Origin of the sequence: Brevibacillus sp. AF8 (assembly GCF_021270385.1) — a bacterium.
Taxonomy (GTDB): Bacteria; Bacillota; Bacilli; order Brevibacillales; family Brevibacillaceae; genus Brevibacillus.
This window is the reverse complement of record NZ_JAGQDN010000014.1, coordinates 1-22,441: the sequence shown is the minus strand read 5'-3', so window position 1 is coordinate 22,441 and position 22,441 is coordinate 1. Positions and strand designations below refer to the sequence as shown.

The following is a 22,441-nucleotide window of genomic DNA, read 5'->3' as shown; positions in this document are numbered from 1 at the left end:
ACATGCGCAAGGCAATGGATGCAGTCGGATTACCAGTTGTTTGCCTCCAAACAGGAGAGACGATGGGAACCGTGCGTGACATTCTTTGCGACTCCACTTGGCATGTACGAGGAGTCTTGCTGAGCGAACAGGGCTGGTTCCAATCAGGTACCTATATTCCTGCCGAACATATTCATGCGGTCGGGGAGTCCTGCCTTACCGTATCGGGAAAAGACGCGATCACGCCCTTACCTCATCTCGCCGGACTAGAGCCTGTCGGCATTGTGACGGGAAAGACGAAGTTAAAAGGAAAAGCGGTGATTACCGCTTCCGGAGAGTGTTTGGGGAGGCTGGAAGATGTTTACTTTTCAGCCAACTGGGAGAAACTTGTAGGGTACGAACTATCGAATGGCTGGCTTGCAGATATTACGGAAGGTCGAAAGCGCCTCCCTGCACCAGCATCCGTGATCATCGGGGAAGAAAACCTGATCGTGCCGGACTAGTTCGTGGCCAGGCGTGAAAGGGAGGAAAAGCGTGATGCGTGTCATATGCCCGAATTGCAGTTCCAAAGACGTAGGGAAGATTGGAACCAATCAATACTATTGCTGGAACTGCTTTATAGAAATGAGCGTTTCCAATGAGCAGATCGCTTCTGTCTACCAAGTTGAGGAAGATGGATCTTTGCATTCGCTCAACGATCTGTTTATTGAGGATCAGACAGTAACCGCTCACTTGAATATGTAGTGGATTTGAGCGGCAAAACCAATGGAGGTGGCACGCTTGTTCACTCGAAGCCTGTTGCGGGTTCTGGCCACAAGCGGAATTGTGGCGATCATTGGCTATTGGTTGGCTCCGCGACGTCGCAGTCGGTTTTCATTGAATTGGAATCAGTTGCCCTTTTCCATGCGTGATGTAACACGTATGTGGAAATCAGGTCGCAAGCTGATGCGTGCCGTCACTCGTTAACACAAAATGTGAATTGGAACGTAAATAAACACCCGAACATACACTGTGTTCGGGTGCTTTTTTTCGACCGGCATGAAAAAGCTCCGTCGCAGAAACGACGGAGCCTTGCTTTGTATTAAGATTGTTCTGCCAAGCGTTTTTGCTGTTGGCTTTTCATGCGTCCGATCAACAGGACACCAACCACAACAGCTACGATGAATACCCATTTTACCCAAGGGTAAGCGGCAAAGAATGGTGTGAGGAACTTCTCGCTTGTTACCATGCTCGCAGCAGTATACGCCAATACTGCAGAACCGATATATATAACGACCGGATATTTCTCGATCAGCTTCAAGATCAATGTGCTACCCCATACCATGATCGGAACACTGATGATCAAACCGATAACCACCAGAAGAAAATCACCATGTGCTGCACCAGCAACCGCGATCACGTTATCCAAGCCCATTACCGTGTCGGCTACGATAATCGTCCAGATCGCTGCTCCAAGCGTTCCGCTTGCCTTCATATTCTCATGACCATTATCTTGAATCAGCAATTTGAGAGCGATCCAAATGAGAATCAAACCACCTACAAGCAGCAGACCAGGAATTTTCAACAACCAAACAACAGCAAGTGTCGCCAATGCACGAATGACAATTGCACCAACCGTTCCCCAGATGATGGCTTGCTTTTGCTGATGAGCAGGCAGGTTACGAGCTGCCATCCCGATGACGAGGGCATTGTCCCCGGCCAGCACGAGGTCGATGATAACGATAGAAAGTAATGCGGTCCAAAACTCAGGGCTTAACAATAAATCCATTTCTCTTCCTCCTCCTAATCCATTTTGGAAGCGAATAATCCGCTGGCCGTTTTCTTGATACCTCCCATAGTGTGTGTAAAGGGGCGAAAAAGAAAACGACCTTTCCCGATGCAGGAAAAGGTCGTTTAAAAAACAAAAATAGACCTTTTACCTGGTCGGCAAAGGTCTTGCTTACAACATTTACGAAAATGTTGCCAACATAGCCGGGGAAAAATCCCGTAATGACGACTATGTTGCGAAAAAGCTACTCCCCTTTGGAGATATCCTCTTGTAATTACATACTACTGAACACGAAATTGTGTGTCAATAGGTTACATGAAATTAATGTGAATGAGACAAGCTAAAAAAGATGTAGGCAAATAGGGAGGAGTTGGGGAACGTGGATGAACTTCGGCGAAGTCGTCTATTTGCTGCTGCTGTTTGGGTCATCACACTTTTGGTCATCGGCAATCTGCTTTGGCTGCTCCGCCCAGTCCTGTCCCAGTTGTTTTCGCTCGTAAAGGAAGTGCTCGTTCCCGTCATATTGGGACTCGTCATTGCGTACTTGCTCCATCCGATCGTGCAATTGCTGGAAAAAAGAAGGGTTCCGCGCTTGATGGCAGTCCTGCTCATTTATGGATCATTTGTATTGGTGATTACCATTGCGATTATAAACGCCATCCCAGTTTTCACGAAACAATTGGTGGAGCTGTCAGACGATATTCCCCGCCTGATGGATTGGTACCATACATGGATGAGTGAGTGGGAGGCACGAAAATATTTCTTGCCGGATAGCATCTCCAAGGGTGTGGACCGGGTGATCATCCAGTCGAATGAGGGAATGTCTCATTCTGTATCGAAAATCGTGGATAATGCCAGGCATTCGATGGGAAAGCTGTTTGCATTTGCTATCGTGCCGTTTATCGCTTTTTACTTTTTGAAGGATATGAAGCAATTGCACGAGACAGGGATGTCGATTGTTCCAAAGGCTTATCGGAAGCAAGTGCTGATCGTCCTGCGGGATATAAACGAATCCTTGGGCAAATACATACATGGACAAATGATGGTCGCCTTGATCGTAGGCGTTTTCGCATACGTGGGCTACTGGTGGATCGGCATGCCGTATCCTTTTGTACTGGCTGCATTCGTATGTCTCACCAACATTATTCCGTACATCGGACCATTGATTGGGGCGGCACCAGCAGTTGTGATCGCGATTACGATTTCCACCAAGACACTGCTACTCGTGGTCGTTGTCAATCTCATCATTCAAATCGTAGAAGGGAACATTTTGTCTCCCAACATCGTTGGTCGTTCCTTGCATTTGCATCCGCTTCTCATTATCCTGGCACTGCTTGTAGGGGAGACGGTAGGGGGGATCATCGGGTTGATCGTTGCTGTCCCGATTCTTGCCGTTTGCAAAGTGATCGTTAGCCGAATCGCTGTCATGATGCATGAAAGTTGACAGTGATCAGGTAAAATATTTATAATATGGACAAAGTGATTTATGTGAAATCAATGAGGGAACGAGTATGTTGCAGACCTTTTACAGAGAGGACGCTCCATGGTTGAGAGGGCGACCAAAAGAAGAGCAGCAGAAGGCTACTCCTAAGACCGGGCAAAACCCGGCGGCTTGGCACCGTTAGACGCCACTTAAGCGACAGGCCTTGGCTCAGAAACGTGTAGCGAGCCTGTAAGCAGGGTGGTACCGCGAGAAATCAGTTCTCGTCCCTGAGGGGATGGGGACTTTTTTTATTTTTAGATGAGGAGAATGTTAGATGAAGAAACTGACAGGCAATCAAATCCGCCAGATGTTCCTCGACTTTTTTGTAGAAAAAGGACATCGCATTGAGCCTAGCGCTCCATTGGTTCCAATCGACGATCCTTCCCTTCTGTGGATCAACAGTGGTGTGGCGACTCTCAAGAAATACTTTGACGGCCGCATCATTCCGGACAACCCGCGTATTACGAACTCGCAAAAGTCTATTCGTACGAACGATATTGAAAATGTGGGACGTACTGCTCGCCATCATACTTTCTTTGAAATGCTGGGTAACTTCTCTATTGGTGAGTACTTCAAGGAAGAAGCGATTGAATGGGCATGGGAGTTTTTGACAAGCCCAAAATGGATCGGCTTTGATCCAGAGTTGCTCTCCGTTACCATTCACCCGGAGGACGAAGAAGCATTTGAGCTGTGGAGCAAGAAAATCGGTGTTCCAGAAGAGCGAATCATCCGACTGGAGGGCAACTTCTGGGATATTGGAGAAGGCCCGAGCGGACCAAACACAGAGATTTTCTATGACCGTGGAGAAGCATTCGGAAACGACCCGAGCGACCCTGAGCTGTACCCAGGTGGAGAGAACGAGCGTTACCTGGAAGTGTGGAATCTGGTATTCTCCCAGTTCAACCACAATCCAGACGGTACCTACACGCCGTTGCCTAAGAAGAACATTGATACAGGGATGGGTCTTGAGCGCATGGCCTCTGTCATCCAAGGCGTAGACAACAACTTTGAGACGGACTTGCTGTTCCCGCTGATCGAAAAGACCACGGAAATCTCCGGTGTGAAGTATAAAACAAGCCCTGAGATGGATGTAGCCCTGAAGGTTATCGCTGACCATGCGCGTACGGTTGTGTTTGCGATCGGTGACGGTGCGCTTCCATCCAATGAAGGGCGTGGCTATGTCATTCGCCGTCTGCTTCGCCGTGCCGTACGTATGGGGAAAAAGCTGGGCGTGGAGAAGCCATTCCTGTACAGCTTGACTGAAACAGTAGGCACGATGATGGGCGAATTCTATCCAGAGGTTGTCCAAAAGCGTGCGTTTATCGAAAAAGTCATTCGTGCCGAGGAAGAGCGCTTCCACGAGACACTGAACGACGGTCTGGCGATCCTGTCCGACATGGTAAAAGCAGCAAAAGAAAGCGGAAAGACGCAACTGTCTGGGCAAGATGTGTTCAAAATGTACGATACGTATGGATTCCCTGTTGACTTGACAGAAGACTTCGCAGACGAGCAAGGGCTGACTGTCGATCGCGATGGCTTTGATCAAGCGATGGAAGAACAGCGTGAGCGCGCACGTGCAGCACGTCAAGATGTAGACAGCATGCAAATCCAAGGCGGTCCATTGTCTGATTTGACGGTTACGAGCCAATTTGTTGGTTATACTGAATTGGTAGCAACAGGTAAAGTGGAAGCGATTATTTTGGACAACCAGCTGGTAGAAGAAGCAGAAGAGGGGCAAACCGTACAAGTCGTTCTGAGCCAAACTCCTTTCTATGCAGAAAGCGGTGGTCAGATCAATGACGAAGGTTTCCTGATTTCTGATACCGTGAAAGCACGCGTGACAGATGTACAAAAAGGACCAATGGGACAAAATGTGCATTCTGTTATCGTCGATGCAGGTACCCTGCGCAAAGGCGACGAGATTCGCGCGGAAGTGAATCGTGAAGCACGTCTGGCAATCACGCAAAACCATACAGCGACTCACTTGCTGCATCAAGCACTCAAGGATGTCCTGGGAACGCATGTCAATCAGGCAGGTTCCTTGGTAGCACCAGAGCGTCTCCGCTTTGACTTCACTCACATTAGCTCCATTACTCCAGAAGAACTGGAGCGTATCGAAGCGATCGTGAATGAAAAAGTGTGGGCAAACCTGAGTGTCGAGATCTCCAACAAACCATTGGCTGAGGCAAAAGCGATGGGCGCAATGGCGTTGTTCGGTGAAAAATACGGCGACGTTGTACGCGTTGTAAAAGTGGGCGAATACAGCCTGGAGCTGTGCGGTGGATGCCATGTAAACAATACCGCGGAAATCGGTCTGTTCAAGCTGGTTAGCGAGAGCGGTATCGGCGCAGGCACACGCCGGATCGAAGCAGTAACAGGGCGCGGCGCTTATCAGTTCTTGAACCAGCAGTTCACTACGCTCAAAGAAGTGGCGCAAGCACTCAAGGCACCAGTTCTGGCAGAAGCACCTGCACGTGTAGAAGGTCTGCAACAACAATTGAAAGAAGTACAGCGCGAAAACGAGTCCCTGCGTGCAAAACTGGGGAACATCGAGGCAGCGTCGTTGACGGATAAACTCCAACAAGTAGACGGTATGAACGTACTCGCTGCACGTGTTTCCGCTGTCGATATGGACAACCTGCGCGGCATGGTAGATGAGCTGAAAAACAAACTCGGCTCCGCTGTCATTGTGTTGGGTGCGGTCGATGGCGACAAGGTGAACCTCGTTGCAGGTGTAACCAAAGATCTCATGGATCAAGGCATTCACGCTGGCAAGATCATCAAGGAAGTCGCAACTCGTTGCGGTGGCGGCGGTGGTGGACGTCCTGATATGGCACAAGCCGGTGGTAAGGACCCATCCAAGCTGCAAGAAGCTCTGGACGCTGTGGTTGACTTCGTGAAGAGTCAAGTAGTAGCGAAATAGTGCGATTGCAAGAGAAATTTGTATAATCGACAGGAGTAAACGAAATCCGAGTCGAATACAAAAAAGAGTATGTAACCAAAAGAGTCTCAAAAGGAAATCGAGGTGTTGATTGTGAGTTCGTTGGATAATACCATGAAATTCACGGTGCCCAAGGAAGCGAATGCGGCGGATGTGCAAGAAACATTGACAGAGGTGTACAAAGCCCTGCAGGAAAAAGGATACAACCCGATCACCCAGATCGTAGGTTACTTGCTTTCTGGCGACCCGGCGTTTATCCCACGCCACAACAACGCGCGGAGCCTGATCGGCAAATTGGAACGGGACAAAATTATAGAAGAGTTGGTGACCGTTTACTTGTCAGAGCGCAAGTAGACCTTAACGATGACACGATTGATGGGGTTGGATGTAGGCGACAAGACGATTGGAGTGGCTGTCAGCGATGAGCTGGGATGGACTGCGCAAGGAGTAGAGACCATCAAGCGACAATCCAAGGAAAAAGATCTTGCCCGCCTGAGCGAATTAGTTTCGCAGTATCAAATTGGGGCTTTCGTCGTTGGTTTGCCCAAAAACATGAACGGAACCATAGGCCCGCGTGCTGAAATGTGTCTAGCATTTGGCAAGCTTTTGGAGGAACGCACGTCTCTTCCTGTCCACATGTGGGACGAACGCTTGACGACGATGGCGGCAGAGCGTATGCTGATCTCTGCTGATGTTAGCCGTCAAAAGCGAAAGACAGTGATAGATAAAATGGCGGCCACTTTAATCCTCCAAGGATATTTGGACGCGAAATCGAGGTGACCACAATGAGTGAAGAGATGATGGAAGAGTTCGAAGTGGGCGATGTGATCGCGCTGACGGAAGAAGGTACCGAGGAACCGCGAGATTTTCGTATCATGTACATTTTTGACATTGAAGACCGCAGCTATTTGGTGCTCGTACCAGTAGATCAGGAAGAGGAAGAAGAGTACGAGGTTCACTTCCTGCGTTATGATGGTACAGACATGCTCCAGCCAATCGAGGATGACGAAGAGTGGGAGCAAGTAGAAGCTACCTTCGAAACATTGATTGCTGATTTGGAGAAAGACGGAATTTAATAGACGAGTGGAAAGGGAGTCCGCAACTGGCGGGCTCTTTTTTTGTCTTTTTTCGCCAAAATCACCCATGAAGTGACAGGTAGATAAGCCTCTAGTATAATGAATGGGATGGAGATAAAGAGACCCTAAAGGGAGGATTTCTAGCTTGAAACCAATGTCAGCGAAGCCTGATTTTAACCCCGGCCGCCCTGTGACGCATCGACGCAGACGCGGCGGACGAATTGTGATGTGGCTGGTTACCTTTTTGTTATTGATCATTTTGGCTGCAGGGGGAGCAGCGTGGTACGTGTACCAGCAATTGCAGCCCGTTGCAGGTGAACAGACGGTGAAGAACGTAGCGATTCCGTCCGGTTCCTCCGTACAAAAAATCGGTCGACTACTGGAAGAACAAGGTCTGATCCGAAATGCCGATGTATTTAATTACTACGTGAAGTATAAAGGCATGGCTCCTGATCTTAAGGCGGGAGAATACCAATTTACGACTGGCCAAGCCATTGACGAGATCCTAACCGCCATGGTGGAAGGAAACACGGTGATCAATGCGAACCGATTTACGATCCCGGAAGGCTGGAATGTCGAACAGATCGCAGATCATCTCGATAAAGAAGGCATTGTAGAGAAAGCGGCATTTTTAAAAGAAGTAAATGAAGGAGCATTCCCGGACTATCCTTTTGTCGCAGCCATACCGAAGCATGCAGACCGAAAACACCGTCTGGAAGGGTATTTGTTCCCGGAAACGTATGAGGTGGGCAAAGACGCTACGGCACATGATGTCGTCTCGCGTATGCTGGCTCAATTCCAAAAGGAATGGAAGCCAGAGTGGACAGAGCAGTTGAAGCAGCGCGACTTAACACTGGATGAAGCAGTGAATCTCGCATCGATTGTCGAGCGTGAAGTAACAGTAGACAAGGAGCGTCCGCTTGTAGCAGGCGTGTACTACAATCGGATTCGTGACAAGTGGCCATTGCAGGCTGATGCTACCGTCCAATTTATTCTCGGCAAACAACGAGACCGTCTGACCTTTGAGGACCTAAAAGTAAAAAGCCCGTACAACACGTACACAAATCCTGGATTGCCACCAGGGCCGATTGCCAACCCAGGTAGAGCTTCGCTTGAAGCCGTCGTCAAACCGGCGAAGCACGATTACTTTTTCTACGTGACGAAAAAAGACGGAACGTCCGAGCATTACTTTTCCAAAACACTGCAAGAGCATGAAGCAAATGATAAGAAAAGCAGGGGAAACTAACCGGGTTTCCTCTTTTTTTTTTGCATACGGTCAACAGTGCTTGACGTAGCCAAGTTTTCCTAAGGTGTGCTATAATAATTCGGTTGTAACGAAAGAGGAGTGAAATCATGATTAACAATCCGGCAATTGACGACTACGTGTCAAGCCTGGTTCCCGAGCGTTCTTTGCTGCTCAAGCGACTGGAGCAGGAGGCGGCAGAGGAAAACATTCCGATTGTGCAGCTCCCGTCCGCTCAAGTCATGCGGATGTTGTTATTGCTGCATCGTCCCAAAGCGATTCTTGAAGTGGGTACGGCAATTGGCTATTCCACTATTTGGCTTGCAGAAGCTGCACCGGAAGCGCGAATTGTCACGATGGACATAGATGAAGATCGATTGGTGAGAGCACGGGAAAATATAAAAGAAGCAGGCTGTGCAGATCGTGTGGAAATACTCTCACGTGACGCTACTTTAGGGCTGCCGGAGTCGTATCAATTTGACTGCTTGTTTATCGATGCGGCCAAAGGTCAGTATCGAGTATTCCTCGATTTGTATCTACCGCTACTTCGCGAAGGCGGTTTGGTAATCAGCGACAATGTCCTGTTCCGAGGACTGGTGGCGACCCCAGAAGAAGCGGGCAAGCGCCAGCGTCCGATGGTGGACAAGCTGCTTTCTTATAATTCACATCTGATGGAGCGTCCTGATTTAGAAACGACATTTATTCCAGTGGGAGACGGGCTGGCTATCAGTATGAAAAAGAAGTAAAAACTTAGGGTCGTATAGGTGTAAAGCATCATGAGGAAGGGGACATGAAGCATGGGTAACCCCGTATTGATTGGGGTAGCGGGAGGCAGTGGTTCCGGAAAAACGACTGTAGCAAAGGAGCTGTACCGCCAGTTCCAAAATGATAGTGTAACGATGATTGAGCAGGATTCCTACTACAAGGATCAAAGCCATTTGAGCCCAGAAGAGCGGGCGTTGACAAACTACGACCATCCCTTCGCTTTTGACAATGATTTGTTGCTTGCGCATTTGCAGGAGCTGATGCAAGGAAAAGCGATCCAAAAACCGATCTACGATTTCAAGGTGCATAACCGCAAGCCGGAGCAAATTCAGGTCGACCCGAAGGATGTCATCATTCTGGAAGGAATGCTGATTCTGGAGGATGAGCGGATTCGTAATTTAATGGATATCAAGGTGTTCGTCGATACCGATGCGGATGTGCGTATTGCACGCCGAATTGTACGTGACATCGAAGAGCGCGGTCGTTCCCTCGATTCAGTGGTGACGCAATACTTAAACGTCGTTCGACCGATGCATTTGCAGTTTATTGAGCCGACGAAGCGATATGCAGACGTCATCATTCCAGAGGGCGGCTACAACCGTGTAGCATTGGATCTGTTATCCACGAAAATCAGCAATATTTTATTGGAGAAGCAGCAATTCTCCAATCAATCATAAACACTTACAAGTGCACCGTGACGTACGGTGTGCTTTTTTCTTTGTTCGTTGTTTCTGTCGCGTACATTCCGGCAATACTGGTGAAAAAAGCCAGGGAGGGAATTCGATGCAGCTGGATCGACGAATCAAAAGACGTCACTTTCTTGTATTGCTGTCCATGTCGTTGTTATGGCTCGGTTTGATCGTGCGCTTGTGGTGGATTCAACTCGGATCGCCCCATCGGTTTTCTCGGCATGGCGTTGATTTGGTAAAGGCAGCAGTAAAGCAAAGACAGCAAAGCATTGTACTGCATAGCGGTCGTGGCGATATCGTGGATCGGAATGGGTACGCCTTTACCGGAGAAGAGCATCTCGCCTTGATTTTGTTCCCGTTGGCGCGTGGGAGCCTGCAAGGAACAGATGCCTTGCAGCGGGTGGCACAAATAACCGGGGAATCCAAGGAGCGGTTGTCGGAGACCATGGAAAAGGCGAAAGCACCGCTGCTCATGCGAGAGGCGTCTGGAAAGCTGGTGATGCTCACAGAGCGGCAGGCTGAGGAAATCAATGCCCTTGCCATCCCGGGAGTTGTGGCATTGGCGGTGACAGAGCGATACCGCGCTGATGAGGTAGCCAAGCATTTGATTGGTTTTATCCATAAAAATCCCGACATGGTGCAAAAGCTGTATCCAGATGAATGGACAAGCGGCAAAATGAATGCCGAGAGCACGCTGGGGGCATCGGGTCTGGAGCGAAGCTTTGATCGGTTTTTACAGGGGGTAGAGCCGTCTGTCTTGTCCTATTACGTAGATGGGCACGGACAACCGCTCCGAGGACTGGATATTCGCTATACAAAACAGTCGAATCAATACTATCCGCTTTCATTAACGACGACCTTGGATGCAGCAATCCAGAGAAGCATGGAAGCAGCAGCCGATCAAGTAGGTCTCAAAGAGGGCAGTATCGTCGTTTTGGACGTACAAACAGCCGACGTTCTTGCAGCTGTGAGTCGCCCTACCTATGATCAAACAAATGTCACGGGAAACACGAGCGATTGGAAGAATCGCGCGTTCAAACAACTCCCGCCTGGTTCTGTCTATAAAACAGTGGTTGCGGCAGCATCCCTGGCGGAAGGAATCGTTTCGCCCATTGACCGTTTTACATGTACAGGGGAGTACGGGAAGTATCAATTCTCCTGCTGGAAAAAAGAAGGTCACGGCAGTGTGACATTGGAAGAAGCGTATGCCCAATCCTGCAACATTGCGATTGCCCATATCGCCAAGATGGTGGGCGGAGCCAAATTGGAGGAATATGCAAAAAAGCTGGGCTTGACCACTCAAGTGGGGCATGTTACTCCCAATCTGTATAAACTCAAGAACTTCAAGCAGTTGGATGGTGAAGAGCCGGGTAGAGTCTTTGCAGAGGGGATATCCCGCGACGATGAAGGCGTCCTGATTCAAAGCGCCATCGGTCAGCGGGATGTACGCATTACCCCCTTGCAAGCAGCCAATATGATGGTAACGATTTTGCGTGGCGGGCAAAGCTCTCAAGTACGACTGGTAAAGGAGATCGCATACCGAAATGGTCAGTCGTTCCATACATTTCCCCAGCAGGAGCTCTCTTTGGACGGAATTGACTACGTCACAGCCAACAAATTGCGAAAAATGATGCGTAAAGTTGTTACAGAGGGAACAGGACAGATGCTCATGAATTCCGCTTGGCAGGTGGCAGGCAAAAGCGGGACTGCGCAAATCGGGGATGCGAATGGAAACAATCATCTGTGGTTTCTCGGGTACGCTCCGTTAGAAGAGCCGCGCTACGCCATTTGTGTCGTGGCAGAAAATCAGCCGAGTTGGGGAAAAAACCAGGCTATGGAGCTTTTTCACCGGGTTGTCGCTGAGCTTGCCGATCATACAGCTCAATCTTCCCAACCTCGCGAAGAGTATTTCCGAGGATGAATCCTCTTGCGTTAATTTGATTGTTTTTACCTAGTCCAACGATCAGCATGAGGGGAGAGGAGGACATGTACATGGATTGTGACGCTTTTGACCAAATGGTTCTCTTATCACCTTTGCTGGGAGATAGGCGCTTTACCGTATGGCTATGCCAATCACCAATGTATTTCCATTGTCGATGCCTGCTTAATTTGCGGACGAGCTTTTTGAGATGTATGTCATCGAAAAATATAGAATGTGGCTGGTGAATCGCATTTGGGCCTGGTTCACTTGCATACGTTACGACCCATCTATCCTCTCCAAGTGGGTATCCCATCATGATCCCTCCTGTTTCCAGCGAGGGTTTTTTTCGTACGGCCTGCTCAATTTGTTTCCACGCTTTTGGTGTGATGTACAGCGTCGTCATGAGACATTCGTCCCTCCTTGATAAAACCACTGACATTTGCTTGATATCATATGTACGCGAATAGTGAAATGTCCCGGCGCCAGCAAAGTTAGGAATTGTCGAAAAAAGGATTGTAACTCACCTTCTTCCTTTCTATAATTTGAGTAAAAGTGTGAGTTCAAAAAGTCGGCTTTTTGAACAACCTCTAAAAAGACGGAGACTGGAAAGGTTGATTGTATGCCTTTGGCACCTGTTGATCTCTCACTGATTGGGCAAGTATTAGCGGTTGATTTGTACACCGAACAAGGAATATTGCTGCTGGGACAAAACACGACGATTACGCCTGCCCATGTGATCCTATTGCAAAAGCAACGAGTCCGTGAGGTTGATATCATACAGAGTCTTACAGAGGGAACTGGTGAGGAAGTTACTTCTCAACTATTCCAACTAGAGGCAGATTCTGAGACCGTTGCAGCTTATGTACAAGCCCTCGACAAAACGAGACTACTCTTCGATGAACTGACAGTTGGCGGGGCACCAAGTCTTGATCATTTTTCCAACATCTTTTTTGATGTAGCAGAAAAATCGAGGAAGCATTTGGGGTTGTTCCGGAACTTGTACGTACTGGAAGGAGCAGACAGCTATACATACCGCCATTCATTAAATGTAGGCATTCTCTGCTCGCTCATTGCTCGCTTGATGAAATGGGATGAAGAGCGAGTAGCATTCATGGGGACAGCCGGATTTTTGCATGACATTGGGAAAATGAGGGTACCTAAGGAAATATTGCTGAAGCCAGGCAAGCTAAGTGAAGAGGAATTTGCGATCATGAAGAAGCATACCGTTTTCGGCTATGAGATGATCCGTGAGATGAAGGGTGGATCTGAGCTGTTGGCATTGTGTGCCTTACTGCATCACGAGCGACTCGACGGGTCTGGCTATCCGGAGCAAAGAAAAGGCGATAGCATACCAATCGAATGTCAGGTGCTCGCCGTTGCCGACATGTTTGATGCGATCTGTTCTGATCGTGTGTACAAAGGAAGGTCGTCCCCATTCGAGGCGGCACAGCTCCTCTGGAAGGAAGCATGTAACGGAACGTTGAACGTGGAGATCGTTGCGCAGTTTGTCCGCTACATTGCTTTGCTGTACGTAGGGGCAAAGGCGAGATTGAGTAGCGGGGAAGAAGTCGAAGTAATTCTTATTCATCAAGATGAACCGATGCGTCCATTGGTAAGAAGAATGGGTGAATTCCTCGATTTGCGGCATGATCGCAAGCTGACGATTGAAAAAATGATTGGATAGAAAATCGATGCGAAAAAGATGAAACCGCTCTTGAAAAATGAGAGCGGTTTCATTGTTGCTGATCTGTGAACGATCGTCGGGAAAGCTCGATCAGCCTGGCAGATTGTGACACAATGATAGAGTATCTGGTAGTCTAAGAAACGAAAAGAAACGTGTCGTGCGAATGCTCGAAACGCAAGGAGGAAACACATGATACGCAAAGCGGAACCCACAGATGCAGCTTTTGCTGCGCCCTTAATTTATGATGCCATTGGAGATATCGCGCATACGTTGACAGGTGCGACGGAGGCAGGGGAAGCGATTCGCATGATGGAGGAGTTTTTTGCGAAGGAAAATAACCGACTGAGCTACGAAAACGCGGTGATTGCCATGGATGGAGATGTACCGGTAGGCCTGGCGCTCTTTTATCATGGGAGCCAAACAGAGGTGCTTGATCGTCCCTTCGTTGAGCATGTCCAACGTTTGACTGGCGAGACGATTACGCTTGTAAAAGAAGCAAAGGATGACGAATTTTATTTGGATTCTGTCGCGGTTGATTCCTCATGCAGAGGGAAGGGGATCGGATCACTTCTATTGGATGCTTTTGAAAAAGAAGCAATTCAGCGCGGGCATGACCGAATCGCTTTGCTCGTTGACGAGGAAAAACCGCGTGCGCGCAAGCTGTATGAATCGCTCGGCTATCGTGAGGATGGGACAGTGATCGTAAGCGGCCATAAATTGAGCCATATGGTGAAGGACATTTCGGAAAAGGCGTAAGAAGACCTCTATCGAGGCTTGATACAAGAACCAAAAACGTTTCCCATTGGACATAGAGCTTAAAGTCCGAGGGAAACGTTTTTCGTAAGCTTAACTGCTAAAAGAAGGCACGCTTTGTACTTGGGGTGAGGGCAGGTAAGGTGTGAGATCAAACTTCCAGTCAAATTCACGGATGGGACTGTACTTACCCGTCAGGAGCTTCAAAATATGAGCTTCGGTTGCTTTACTCGTGTTTTTAGACGCGCCTGCTTCATCGTATAGATTGCCACATGCATAGGCAAATAAATACTCTTCCCAACTTGAATAAGCGAGTTGGATTCGCTTGGCTACGTCCAGCATGCCTTCTACGGCATCTGCCTTGGGAAGGTAGGACTGTTGGGCGCCTGCTTTGCAAATAATGAGATACCAGGCATAATCAAACGCGGCAATGCCGGCATGTGGGAGTCTGTTCATGTACGCGTACACGATCAACTGCCGGGCTGACTCCATATCCCCTTTTTTTAAGGACGCGATGTAGTTGGAGCGATTGGCAGCGCTTAGTGCAGATAATACGTGGCGATGCCGATCAAATTCAATTCTTCGCCCATGCTCTAAAAACCAAGTTAAGCGCTCTTTCGTTTTCACGGCGTCCCCCGTATCCCATCTGTTATCAATACGAAGCCGCAAAAACGTATCGCGCAGGCGGTTGTATTCGTGGATGGCCAAATAATAGGCGAGCCGCTTCTGATTTAGGCAAACAGAGGAGAGAGCATGCAAGTAGCGGCTTAACTTTGGGTCGATCTCTTTTTCGTTTTCTGCTTCTTTTGTCATGGAAGTCGTCTCTGCCTCCTTTAGTGGAATGTCAATGCTTTGCGAGTTTTGGGAATCTCACGAATGATGCGGATGTAATACAACATGGAAATCATCGCGAGAATGCCCAGAAGCCATGATCCCGTCCATCCTTTTTCCTCCAAGTCAGGCTTGGCATTGATATACATATCAGTCAAAAGAATCGACTGGTAGGGATGCTTTCGTTTTTCCAAAGCATTCACAATGACAGGCAACATCTCCCCATCCGGTATCGCCTTCAGCGTGCCTCGCATCGTTATGGATTGCTTGTCATGAATTTCCTTGGCATGGTCGTAGTCCGTAATGACAATGATCGCTTGTTGATCCAGATAACCTATATTTACATAGCCTGTCTCAGAGTTTAACAGATCTCGCTCTTCGGCTTTGGCGGCAGGAATGAACTCAGCTTTTGGCTCGGGATGCTTCTCTGTGTCATAGACGCGGAGCAAATTGATATAAGATGCTTTGGTCAATGTAAACTCCACCTGGTAGCCAAGGGGAGTTTGTTTCAACTCATCCATCGTCTTCAATTGGACAGGATTATATTTATTGACCAAGGAGTCAAACATCTGCTCCGAAGTCATCTCCAGCTTCATGGATACGACAGCAAACATAGCGTAATGGAGCAGAAGGAGAAAAATAATCGTCCAAATGTTACGTCTCGTGTAGAGGGCAAAAAATTGCTTGAACCTTGCTAGCTTGCCAGGAAGCCCGAGGGCTTTCAACGTTTTTCTTCTAGCGGCTTTGGCTTGCTTGTTCACAGACGGTTCGGACCTCTTGTTAAACGGAGAATGTATTTGCGTCAAGCCTATCTTTGCGTCGATATCGGAGGGATTATGCGAAAGCATCTCCTGAAAAACCACTTGAGCCTTCTCCCATTCGCCCAGCTGAAGATAACCTTTCCCTAGCAAGCTGCGAGCGTCCCACAGTTCTGGCATGCGAGTGAGGATTTCCTCGCAATCTTTGATCGCATCGGCGGCATCTCCCTTTTCGAGGAAAAGTCGGGCTCGGCACAAATACGCATCGATGTTATTTGGGTCAAGACGTATCAATTGATCAAAGGTATGAAAGGCTCGATTCTTATTTCCGGTTCGCAAAAAATATTCGCCCTGTAAACGGATCAAATCGGGGTCAAGCGCGTACAGAGCATGTGCTTTTGCCAAATAGTTCTGAGCCGATTCGCAATCATTCTCCATGAGGGCAAATAACGCATCGCTGCGCCATTCTAGAAACGCTTCAATATCCAGGTCATCGCGATTGTCAAAAGAGTGGTAACGCAGCGTGAAGGTCTGATTGAGCTGGCCGTTCAGGTACGCGACAAAACGTCCTGAGAGCTGGCTTGCGAGCTTTTCCGATTTCTCTCGCCATTGGAAATGGGAATCGAGCAACTGCCACACCTCATGAGGCAAGTGATAGTGTTCTTCTAAAAAGTGGAGAAATCGCGTATCGATGAGTTGATGGCAGCCGACATTCCACATCGCCTCGTCATTCAGCAACTCACGCCAGTTTTCAAGCTGGATACGCTCGTGATAGTTGTCGTACAACATTTGCGTACGGCGGAAAAAACGCTCCACCATATCATCGGGGTTCATGGAGCGTTCGGAATGATCGTAGCTCTCAGTGAAATCGTACCGCTTGGGAATAGGGGTTTCTTCTACAGAGACTACTTCTTGCGTTGTTTCCTCTAAAAACCTGTCAAACAGTGTGAGCCGCTGCGGTGGATCGTAGGTAGGCTGCTCTTCTTCTGCTGGTTCAGAATGCCACAGCTCATATTGTCGTCTCGGCGGCTGGAGGTGAATCGTCTCTTCTTGCGATTCATGATTTTCCTCACTATCCAGCTGTCTTTTTTCAGGTAGGGGCGTTTCTTCGATCCTGCGATTCCGCTTGTCATTGCCCGTGAACTTCAGGGCGAGGTCGTATGCCTCTCGCAATCGCTGAAAGCCTTCAGGATCAACTTCCGGATTGTGCACCTTCAACTTTTTGGCATAAGCCTTTTTTATCTGGGCAGGATTGTCCGTCGGTTCAATCCCGAGAATCTCCCAAATCCCCATTAATACTCATTCCACCCTTCAAACATGTCCAGCTGTTGCTTCAATTCTTCTGCTGCTTTGGCAATGTCTCTATCATTTTGGGTGGACAGGACACTTTCAAATCGGCGTAAGTAATTCGCAATGATCATACGGTTTTCGCCCAACGCTTCCTCATACATACGCTCGCCTTTTGCCAGAAGCAATCGATTTTCAGTTCGTTCCCTGGGGTGGATCTTAATGTTTTGGAGGGCTTGAAAACGCTCCTCAATTTCTTTTGGTGAAAGGCTGCCCGGGTTTTTTTCGATGACGGCCTTGGTTTTGACCCCTGTAGATACGACAGTCACTTCGACTTCGAGAATCCCGTTGATATCATATGTATAACGAACATCGATAGACTCCTCGCCCTTTTTGGCAGGGGGAACTTTTACATCCAGTTCGCCAAGTTTGAGGTTATGTTCGACCCGTCGGCTTTCGCCTTGATACACGTCAACGAGAATGGAGCGTTGATAATCGAGAACGGTGTATAACCGTTCTACCCGACTGACCGGGATTGGCGTATTGCGCTCGATGATCGGAAAGAAGTAGCCATCCTCGTGTTTGCCGTTTGCCATGGTTTGTACAATACCCGTACCGAGTGTGTATGGGCAAACATCTGTTAAAACTAGCTCGTTTAACGCCTCGTTGCGTTCCTTGAGTGCTGCTTGAATCGCTGTTCCCAATGCAACAGCCTCATCGGGATTAATATGGGAATAGGGCAGTCGCCCAAATATTTTGCTTACGATGGACTTGATAAGCGGCATCCGCGTCGCACCACCAATAAGCACGATTGCGTCCAATTCCCGAGGTGAGATGGAGGCGTCTCTCAAAGCGCGCTCGATTGGCTGACGCAGTCGTTGCAGCAGGGGAAACGCGAGATCTTCCAGCTGATTCCGGCTGAGAGTCGTTTCAACCAGCTCTCCCTGGATATTGACACTCATTTTCCCTTCTTGGTCCACAAACAAGGCGCGCTTGCACAACTCAGCTTGTTTGTGGATGGACGAACGCGTTTTACTGTCCAGCGTGTTGATATCGAGTCGATGGGCTTCTATGAAATAAGAGGCGATCAGATCGGTAAAGTCTTCGCCGCCCAAAAAGTTGTCTCCAGCGATTGATTTTACTTCCATCACACCTTCGAACATTTCCAAAATAGAAACGTCAAACGTTCCGCCACCTAAATCAAATACGAGGAATTGTGTCTCCGATTCCTCCTGATGGAGCCCATATGAGATCGCAGCAGCAGTCGGTTCGCTGATTAAGCGCTCCACTTTTAGTCCAGCAAGCTCTGCTGCTCGCTTGGTCGCTTTGCGTTGTGTGTCGTTGAAATAGGCAGGCACACTGATAACCGCTTCGTGAACGGGATGCCCTAAATGAGCCTCTGCATCCGCCTTCAAAGATTTAATCACAAAGGAGGAAAGGTCTTCGGCAGAAAAGGAATATCTCCCAAGTTGGTATCTTTTTTCTGTCCCCATAAACCGTTTGAAGGTAGAAGCTGTACGATCTGGGTGAGTCAAGAGACGCTCTCTGGCGATTTTTCCAATCAAGATCTCGCCATTCTCATCGACGCTGACAACAGAAGGAGTCAGTGTTTCTCCGAGCGCGTTTGGAATGAGCACGGGTCCATTTTCAGTCCAGTAGGCCACCAGACTGTTCGTCGTGCCCAAATCAATTCCTATGGTGGTCATCAGCTAGGTCCTCTTTTCCGAGTTTTTTCTACTAATATCGGCAAAAATAGTTACTTTGTAGATAATTTTACCATGAAAAAAATGGATATAATTGGTGCTTTAGTAGGATATGAAATCGAATTTTAGATAACGAAAATAGATATAGAATTCCTAAGATAGAAAACGACAGACGAGAGAGGTCGTTATGCCAATGCAGCAGCGAATGGAAAAGTGGTTTGAAACGTGGAAGTTACTTATGCATGATATGGAGCGACAAGGTGCTCAGGTTTGGCCGCTCACTATAGAACCACCAGCAAGGCTGGAAGAAATCGAGAGTAGAGAGGAAAGTATCGGGATCAGATTTCCTGCGACGATCCGGACTATTTTGCTTGCGGGTAGTAGTCAGGTTCAAATAAATTGGTCGTTGCCATCTCGAGCGTTAGACCCTTTTTCGCTGAGTGGGGATTTGGGATGGTCATTGGATGCTTTTGAGTGGCCGTACTTTGGTGGGGACGAAGAGAGTGAGGACGAGAAAAGGTATCTCTGTTTTCACGTCGGCGGGAATGGCGACATGCTGCTCATCGATTTGTCGACAGGCGTGGATGACCCGCCCGTTTATTCCTGGGGGCATGAGACAGACGAATTCCTATTGCTCGGCAAAAGCTTCACAGAGTTCATAGAGCGGGTCACGGAGCTGGGCTGTATTGGGGCAGAGTGCTGGAATTATGAAGCACTCGCCGGTGCAGATGGGCTCGATGTCGAGGGACAAGTCGCACAAGAGTGGAAAGAATGGCTGCAAATCTATCGGACGCTAACCTTTGAAGAGGCAGCACAAGATTTCGAAAAGCTAGTCTTGTTTGCCAAAATGCATGGTGCAGGAGATTCGCGTATCCAAGAGGCATTTACTCAGTACGATTGGGAGCCAGTTTTACAAAAATGGGTAACGCAAATCGAGCAGGAAACCTCATCAAGCAATCTACTACTTTGGTGCCAGCTCATTGTTGAGACAGTAGGCAAGAAGGCAGAGAGCTGGGTGCGCTCGCTTTGGGAGTCCGGGCCACATTATGAACGCATAGGCTCAACCTTGCGTGCATATGTAACGGCAGCTTGTTTGCCCGAAGAAGAGGGGTTACAGCGAGTTTTGGCTGAAATGGATGAAGTCGTTGCCAGAAAAGAATGTTTGGTAGGATATGCTGCCAACAGTCATTTGCATCACTTTCGCTCCCGAGAAGTCATTTTATGGATGGAACCGCATGTGGCGTACCCGATTGAAGGCTGGGATGAGCTTTTCGCGGTGTCACGTCCACAATGGGATGATCTGATTCGTTGGCTGGACGGAAATGAAGCACAGCGGCAGATTGCATTAAGTGCTTGGGGCAAAATGCTGACAAGCGGTGAATCGCCTTCCGGTGAGGCGAATTGGGAAGAAATTAATCGGTTGTTGGATGTAGCGTACGAGAAAGCCATTCTGCGCAAGGAAAAGGAGCGTGTAGATCGCATTCGCTCTTCCTTGGAAACAGTAAAGCAGTAGACGAGGGGGGAAATTACAATGAGAAATGTGGTAACGGTATGGGGAACAACCTTGCAGTCTTCTGATGAGCTAGCGGATTTTCTGACTCCGGTTTACGACGAGGACGGGGAAGTGATACCGTCTGGCTTTTTAACAGCATCGGGTCTTGAATGGGTAGACGAGGATTTTTTTGAAGTGCATGAGGTACAGGATGCAGAGGCCAGAGCGGACTTTTTGACGTATTTGGAAAACGAATATGCGATGAATGCAACACTCGACAGAAAAGAATGGCCGAAAAAGCTAACAGAGGAGATTGGCAAGTACCCACATGTCATTTTGCTGTACGGCAATGAATCGAGGTACGGTCCGATTAACGAAAAACTGTTCGAACTCACTGAGGATGGGCAAGAAAAAGACTCACCGCTGGTCCTGCTCGCCAAACTTGTCTTTGAAACAGAGGAGCGGTAAGGAACAGGGAGGAATACATAAGTTAGGGGAGGCAGACATGGCTTACAAATTCGCAGATTTATACGATGCGGCTGAACTGGGAGATATTGAGCTCGTAAAGAAGATCGTCACGCAACAGCCGGAATTGCTGCATGAAAAGGATGAGTATGAGTTTTCCGTACTGCATGGAGCTGTGATGACAGACGATGTCGACCTTATTGCGTACTTGGTGGCACAGGGAGCAGATGTTCATGCGAAAAACGATGAGGGCATTACCCCGTTGCATATTGCACTCTATCCAGAGGTTGCAGAGGCGCTCATCGCCCACGGTGCAGACATACATGCCAGCGCTCATGATGGAAGTACCCCGCTGCACACACAGGTAGCGGATGGAGAGGAGCGTGTGGATGTGGTAGAGTTGCTGCTGGCTAAAGGTGCGAATCCTAACAAAAAGGACATAGAGGGGCAAACACCATACGATATAGCGCGCGAGAGAGAAGACGAAGAGATGATGGCATTATTTGAATAGGGGAAAGGTAAGCGTCCGTTATAATTTCGGACGCTTTCTTTCTTGTTCGAGTGCTGCGACGCGTTTTTCCAGCTCGTCGAAGGCTTTTTGCTTGGTTCCTGTGCGTTTTACGATGAAAATGCAGCAAGCAATGAAAAGGGCTAAAGGCATGAGGAAGACAAAGAGCTGAATGAGTAACGTACCCCATTCGAGCGACACAGCGCCAAAATCTAGCATGGGTGACCACTCCAATAACTTTGGTTTAGATATGCCAATTCGTTTGGATCATTGTACCAAAAAATATAATTTTTAAAAAATATTGTAACGAAAACGATAGGGAGGCTCATATGCCCGACAACATAAAAAACTTAGTTGAATACACAGAGGTGTTCGCCGAAAAATGGTTACATTTTCAACTAAGCCAGAGGGAGATTTACGTCATTTATCTCCCATTGGATAGCGTTTTAATTGTCGATGGTAGAATAAGGAACTGAGAGAAGATGGTGGTGTCTGAGGAGTTTATTCAATTTTTACAACCGCAATTAAGTAATCTTGAAATTATTTCGATAAAAGACGATTGGGATGACCATGCGGTTTTTGGAATATCTGACTCGCTCGTGTTCATTTACCTTCGTTTAATCAGCCACTAACCGAGTACGTCTTTGTACAAAGAAGGATTCGCTTATTCACTCGGTTATTTTAGCGTACATGCACATATAGGCGACCGCCCACATAAGGATAGAAGTAAGCTATTCCAGACGTGGAGGTGGCAGCCATGTCCAGCATTATCGCGGCGCTTTCCCTTGTTTTTAAAGAACTTCTTGTTTTTGTGGCTTATGTCAAGAACAATGCCTTCCCGCAACCGCTTCAGGACACCGAAGAAGAAAAGTACCTCCGACTCATGGCCAAAGGCGACCCTTACGCCCGCAACAAGCTGATTGAGCACAATTTGCGTTTGGTGGCGCATATTGTGAAGAAATTCGAGAACACGGGTGAGGACAGTGAAGATCTGATTTCCATCGGTACCATCGGCCTGATCAAAGCAATCGAGAGTTATCAGGTGGATAAGGGCACCAAGCTGGCTACGTATGCTGCGCGTTGTATTGAGAATGA

The 22,441-nt window shown here is 48.2% G+C and carries 24 protein-coding genes; 18 read left to right on the top strand and 6 right to left on the bottom strand.

Translation table 11 applies throughout. From position 1 onward, the window contains the following. Positions 1–2 precede the first annotated feature (2 nt). The 3 genes from KB186_RS17935 to KB186_RS17925 are packed head-to-tail and all read left to right on the top strand — an operon-like array spanning position 3 to position 945. Positions 3–482 (top strand): PRC-barrel domain-containing protein, encoded by a 480-nt coding sequence (locus KB186_RS17935; protein ID WP_173608436.1) that lies wholly within the window; start codon positions 3–5, stop codon positions 480–482. Positions 483–516: 34 nt separating this feature from the next. Then, a complete protein-coding gene (locus tag KB186_RS17930) occupies positions 517–723 on the top strand; it encodes a hypothetical protein (RefSeq protein ID WP_007717618.1) in 207 nt (68 codons plus the stop codon). Positions 724–750: 27 nt separating this feature from the next. Beyond that, on the top strand, positions 751–945 hold the full coding sequence (locus KB186_RS17925) for a hypothetical protein (protein WP_229088206.1): 195 nt from the start codon (positions 751–753) through the stop codon (positions 943–945). A 115-nt stretch (positions 946–1,060) separates the two neighbouring features. Here KB186_RS17925 and KB186_RS17920 read toward each other — a convergent pair whose 3' ends face one another. Further along, on the bottom strand, positions 1,061–1,747 hold the full coding sequence (locus tag KB186_RS17920; protein ID WP_173608435.1) for a TerC family protein: 687 nt from the start codon (positions 1,745–1,747) through the stop codon (positions 1,061–1,063). Between the two features lie 379 nt (positions 1,748–2,126). Here KB186_RS17920 and KB186_RS17915 point away from each other — a divergent pair, with 379 nt between their 5' ends. The 9 genes from KB186_RS17915 to KB186_RS17875 all read left to right on the top strand — a co-directional run bounded on the left by KB186_RS17915 (position 2,127) and on the right by KB186_RS17875 (position 11,865). Then, complete coding sequence (locus tag KB186_RS17915) at positions 2,127–3,191, top strand: AI-2E family transporter (RefSeq protein ID WP_173608434.1); 1,065 nt, start codon at positions 2,127–2,129, stop codon at positions 3,189–3,191. Positions 3,192–3,504: 313 nt separating this feature from the next. Beyond that, on the top strand, positions 3,505–6,153 hold the full coding sequence (gene alaS / locus KB186_RS17910) for an alanine--tRNA ligase (protein WP_173608433.1): 2,649 nt from the start codon (positions 3,505–3,507) through the stop codon (positions 6,151–6,153). A gap of 111 nt (positions 6,154–6,264) precedes the next feature. Further along, entirely contained in the window at positions 6,265–6,525 is a 261-nt protein-coding gene (locus tag KB186_RS17905) for an IreB family regulatory phosphoprotein (RefSeq protein ID WP_007727936.1), read from the top strand. A gap of 9 nt (positions 6,526–6,534) precedes the next feature. After that, positions 6,535–6,951: a Holliday junction resolvase RuvX gene (ruvX, locus tag KB186_RS17900; RefSeq protein WP_232774097.1), complete on the top strand. Its 417-nt coding sequence runs from the start codon at positions 6,535–6,537 to the stop codon at positions 6,949–6,951. A gap of 5 nt (positions 6,952–6,956) precedes the next feature. Then, the gene (locus tag KB186_RS17895) at positions 6,957–7,247 is read left to right on the top strand and encodes a DUF1292 domain-containing protein (protein WP_005832492.1); all 291 of its coding nucleotides are present in this window, start codon (positions 6,957–6,959) and stop codon (positions 7,245–7,247) included. Between the two features lie 145 nt (positions 7,248–7,392). Next, entirely contained in the window at positions 7,393–8,493 is a 1,101-nt protein-coding gene (gene mltG, locus KB186_RS17890) for an endolytic transglycosylase MltG (RefSeq protein ID WP_232774096.1), read from the top strand. A 107-nt stretch (positions 8,494–8,600) separates the two neighbouring features. After that, on the top strand, positions 8,601–9,236 hold the full coding sequence (locus tag KB186_RS17885; RefSeq protein WP_232774095.1) for an O-methyltransferase: 636 nt from the start codon (positions 8,601–8,603) through the stop codon (positions 9,234–9,236). 51 nt (positions 9,237–9,287) lie between these two features. Further along, a complete protein-coding gene (gene udk, locus KB186_RS17880; RefSeq protein ID WP_173608430.1) occupies positions 9,288–9,932 on the top strand; it encodes a uridine kinase in 645 nt (214 codons plus the stop codon). A 106-nt stretch (positions 9,933–10,038) separates the two neighbouring features. Next, positions 10,039–11,865 (top strand): peptidoglycan D,D-transpeptidase FtsI family protein, encoded by a 1,827-nt coding sequence (locus tag KB186_RS17875; protein ID WP_232774094.1) that lies wholly within the window; start codon positions 10,039–10,041, stop codon positions 11,863–11,865. Here KB186_RS17875 and KB186_RS17870 read toward each other — a convergent pair. After that, positions 11,777–12,268 (bottom strand): Mov34/MPN/PAD-1 family protein, encoded by a 492-nt coding sequence (locus KB186_RS17870; protein WP_173608428.1) that lies wholly within the window; start codon positions 12,266–12,268, stop codon positions 11,777–11,779. The genes KB186_RS17875 and KB186_RS17870 overlap by 89 nt on opposite strands. Positions 12,269–12,484: 216 nt before the next feature. Between KB186_RS17870 and KB186_RS17865 the strand changes: the two genes are divergently transcribed. Both KB186_RS17865 and KB186_RS17860 read left to right on the top strand, forming a co-directional pair. Further along, a complete protein-coding gene (locus KB186_RS17865) occupies positions 12,485–13,549 on the top strand; it encodes an HD-GYP domain-containing protein (RefSeq protein WP_173608427.1) in 1,065 nt (354 codons plus the stop codon). Positions 13,550–13,738: 189 nt separating this feature from the next. Then, entirely contained in the window at positions 13,739–14,305 is a 567-nt protein-coding gene (locus tag KB186_RS17860) for a GNAT family N-acetyltransferase (RefSeq protein WP_173608426.1), read from the top strand. A gap of 90 nt (positions 14,306–14,395) precedes the next feature. Here KB186_RS17860 and KB186_RS17855 read toward each other — a convergent pair whose 3' ends face one another. The 3 genes from KB186_RS17855 to KB186_RS17845 are packed head-to-tail and all read right to left on the bottom strand — an operon-like array spanning position 14,396 to position 18,884. After that, positions 14,396–15,115, bottom strand: a complete 720-nt coding sequence (locus KB186_RS17855) for a DUF1266 domain-containing protein (protein ID WP_173608425.1) — start codon at positions 15,113–15,115, stop codon at positions 14,396–14,398. A 20-nt stretch (positions 15,116–15,135) separates the two neighbouring features. Then, positions 15,136–17,184, bottom strand: coding sequence for a J domain-containing protein (locus KB186_RS17850; RefSeq protein ID WP_232774093.1), 2,049 nt, complete (start codon positions 17,182–17,184; stop codon positions 15,136–15,138). Then, complete coding sequence (locus KB186_RS17845) at positions 17,184–18,884, bottom strand: molecular chaperone HscC (RefSeq protein ID WP_232774092.1); 1,701 nt, start codon at positions 18,882–18,884, stop codon at positions 17,184–17,186. The genes KB186_RS17850 and KB186_RS17845 overlap by 1 nt, the downstream gene beginning before the upstream one ends. Before the next feature lie 184 nt (positions 18,885–19,068). Between KB186_RS17845 and KB186_RS17840 the strand changes: the two genes are divergently transcribed. The 3 genes from KB186_RS17840 to KB186_RS17830 are packed head-to-tail and all read left to right on the top strand — an operon-like array spanning position 19,069 to position 21,349. Further along, positions 19,069–20,394 carry an SMI1/KNR4 family protein gene (locus KB186_RS17840; protein ID WP_232774091.1) on the top strand — a complete coding sequence of 442 codons (1,326 nt, stop codon included), beginning with the start codon at positions 19,069–19,071 and terminating at the stop codon, positions 20,392–20,394. Positions 20,395–20,412: 18 nt separating this feature from the next. Beyond that, a complete protein-coding gene (locus tag KB186_RS17835) occupies positions 20,413–20,841 on the top strand; it encodes an immunity 22 family protein (protein WP_173608421.1) in 429 nt (142 codons plus the stop codon). 37 nt (positions 20,842–20,878) lie between these two features. Then, entirely contained in the window at positions 20,879–21,349 is a 471-nt protein-coding gene (locus KB186_RS17830) for an ankyrin repeat domain-containing protein (RefSeq protein ID WP_173608420.1), read from the top strand. Positions 21,350–21,367: 18 nt separating this feature from the next. On the opposite strand, the gene KB186_RS17825 is transcribed toward KB186_RS17830, so the two are convergent. Beyond that, complete coding sequence (locus tag KB186_RS17825; protein ID WP_232774090.1) at positions 21,368–21,565, bottom strand: hypothetical protein; 198 nt, start codon at positions 21,563–21,565, stop codon at positions 21,368–21,370. Positions 21,566–22,103: 538 nt separating this feature from the next. Here KB186_RS17825 and KB186_RS17820 point away from each other — a divergent pair. Further along, the coding region (locus tag KB186_RS17820; protein WP_232774089.1) for a sigma-70 family RNA polymerase sigma factor at positions 22,104–22,441 on the top strand (338 nt) is incomplete at its 3' end.

What these genes read in the sequence shown, in the direction of transcription:
- KB186_RS17935 (WP_173608436.1), top strand. Translation starts at nt 3, where the DNA reads ATGCGCAAGGCAATGGATGCAGTCGGATTACCAGTTGTTTGCCTCCAA.
- KB186_RS17930 (WP_007717618.1), top strand. Translation starts at nt 517, where the DNA reads ATGCGTGTCATATGCCCGAATTGCAGTTCCAAAGACGTAGGGAAGATT.
- KB186_RS17920 (WP_173608435.1), bottom strand. Translation starts at nt 1,747, where the DNA reads ATGGATTTATTGTTAAGCCCTGAGTTTTGGACCGCATTACTTTCTATC.
- alaS (WP_173608433.1), top strand. Translation starts at nt 3,505, where the DNA reads ATGAAGAAACTGACAGGCAATCAAATCCGCCAGATGTTCCTCGACTTT.
- ruvX (WP_232774097.1), top strand. Translation starts at nt 6,535, where the DNA reads ATGACACGATTGATGGGGTTGGATGTAGGCGACAAGACGATTGGAGTG.
- KB186_RS17895 (WP_005832492.1), top strand. Translation starts at nt 6,957, where the DNA reads ATGAGTGAAGAGATGATGGAAGAGTTCGAAGTGGGCGATGTGATCGCG.
- KB186_RS17885 (WP_232774095.1), top strand. Translation starts at nt 8,601, where the DNA reads ATGATTAACAATCCGGCAATTGACGACTACGTGTCAAGCCTGGTTCCC.
- udk (WP_173608430.1), top strand. Translation starts at nt 9,288, where the DNA reads ATGGGTAACCCCGTATTGATTGGGGTAGCGGGAGGCAGTGGTTCCGGA.
- KB186_RS17875 (WP_232774094.1), top strand. Translation starts at nt 10,039, where the DNA reads ATGCAGCTGGATCGACGAATCAAAAGACGTCACTTTCTTGTATTGCTG.
- KB186_RS17870 (WP_173608428.1), bottom strand. Translation starts at nt 12,268, where the DNA reads ATGACGACGCTGTACATCACACCAAAAGCGTGGAAACAAATTGAGCAG.
- KB186_RS17865 (WP_173608427.1), top strand. Translation starts at nt 12,485, where the DNA reads ATGCCTTTGGCACCTGTTGATCTCTCACTGATTGGGCAAGTATTAGCG.
- KB186_RS17860 (WP_173608426.1), top strand. Translation starts at nt 13,739, where the DNA reads ATGATACGCAAAGCGGAACCCACAGATGCAGCTTTTGCTGCGCCCTTA.
- KB186_RS17855 (WP_173608425.1), bottom strand. Translation starts at nt 15,115, where the DNA reads ATGACAAAAGAAGCAGAAAACGAAAAAGAGATCGACCCAAAGTTAAGC.
- KB186_RS17850 (WP_232774093.1), bottom strand. Translation starts at nt 17,184, where the DNA reads ATGGGGATTTGGGAGATTCTCGGGATTGAACCGACGGACAATCCTGCC.
- KB186_RS17845 (WP_232774092.1), bottom strand. Translation starts at nt 18,884, where the DNA reads ATGACCACCATAGGAATTGATTTGGGCACGACGAACAGTCTGGTGGCC.
- KB186_RS17840 (WP_232774091.1), top strand. Translation starts at nt 19,069, where the DNA reads ATGCCAATGCAGCAGCGAATGGAAAAGTGGTTTGAAACGTGGAAGTTA.
- KB186_RS17835 (WP_173608421.1), top strand. Translation starts at nt 20,413, where the DNA reads ATGAGAAATGTGGTAACGGTATGGGGAACAACCTTGCAGTCTTCTGAT.
- KB186_RS17830 (WP_173608420.1), top strand. Translation starts at nt 20,879, where the DNA reads ATGGCTTACAAATTCGCAGATTTATACGATGCGGCTGAACTGGGAGAT.
- KB186_RS17825 (WP_232774090.1), bottom strand. Translation starts at nt 21,565, where the DNA reads ATGCTAGATTTTGGCGCTGTGTCGCTCGAATGGGGTACGTTACTCATT.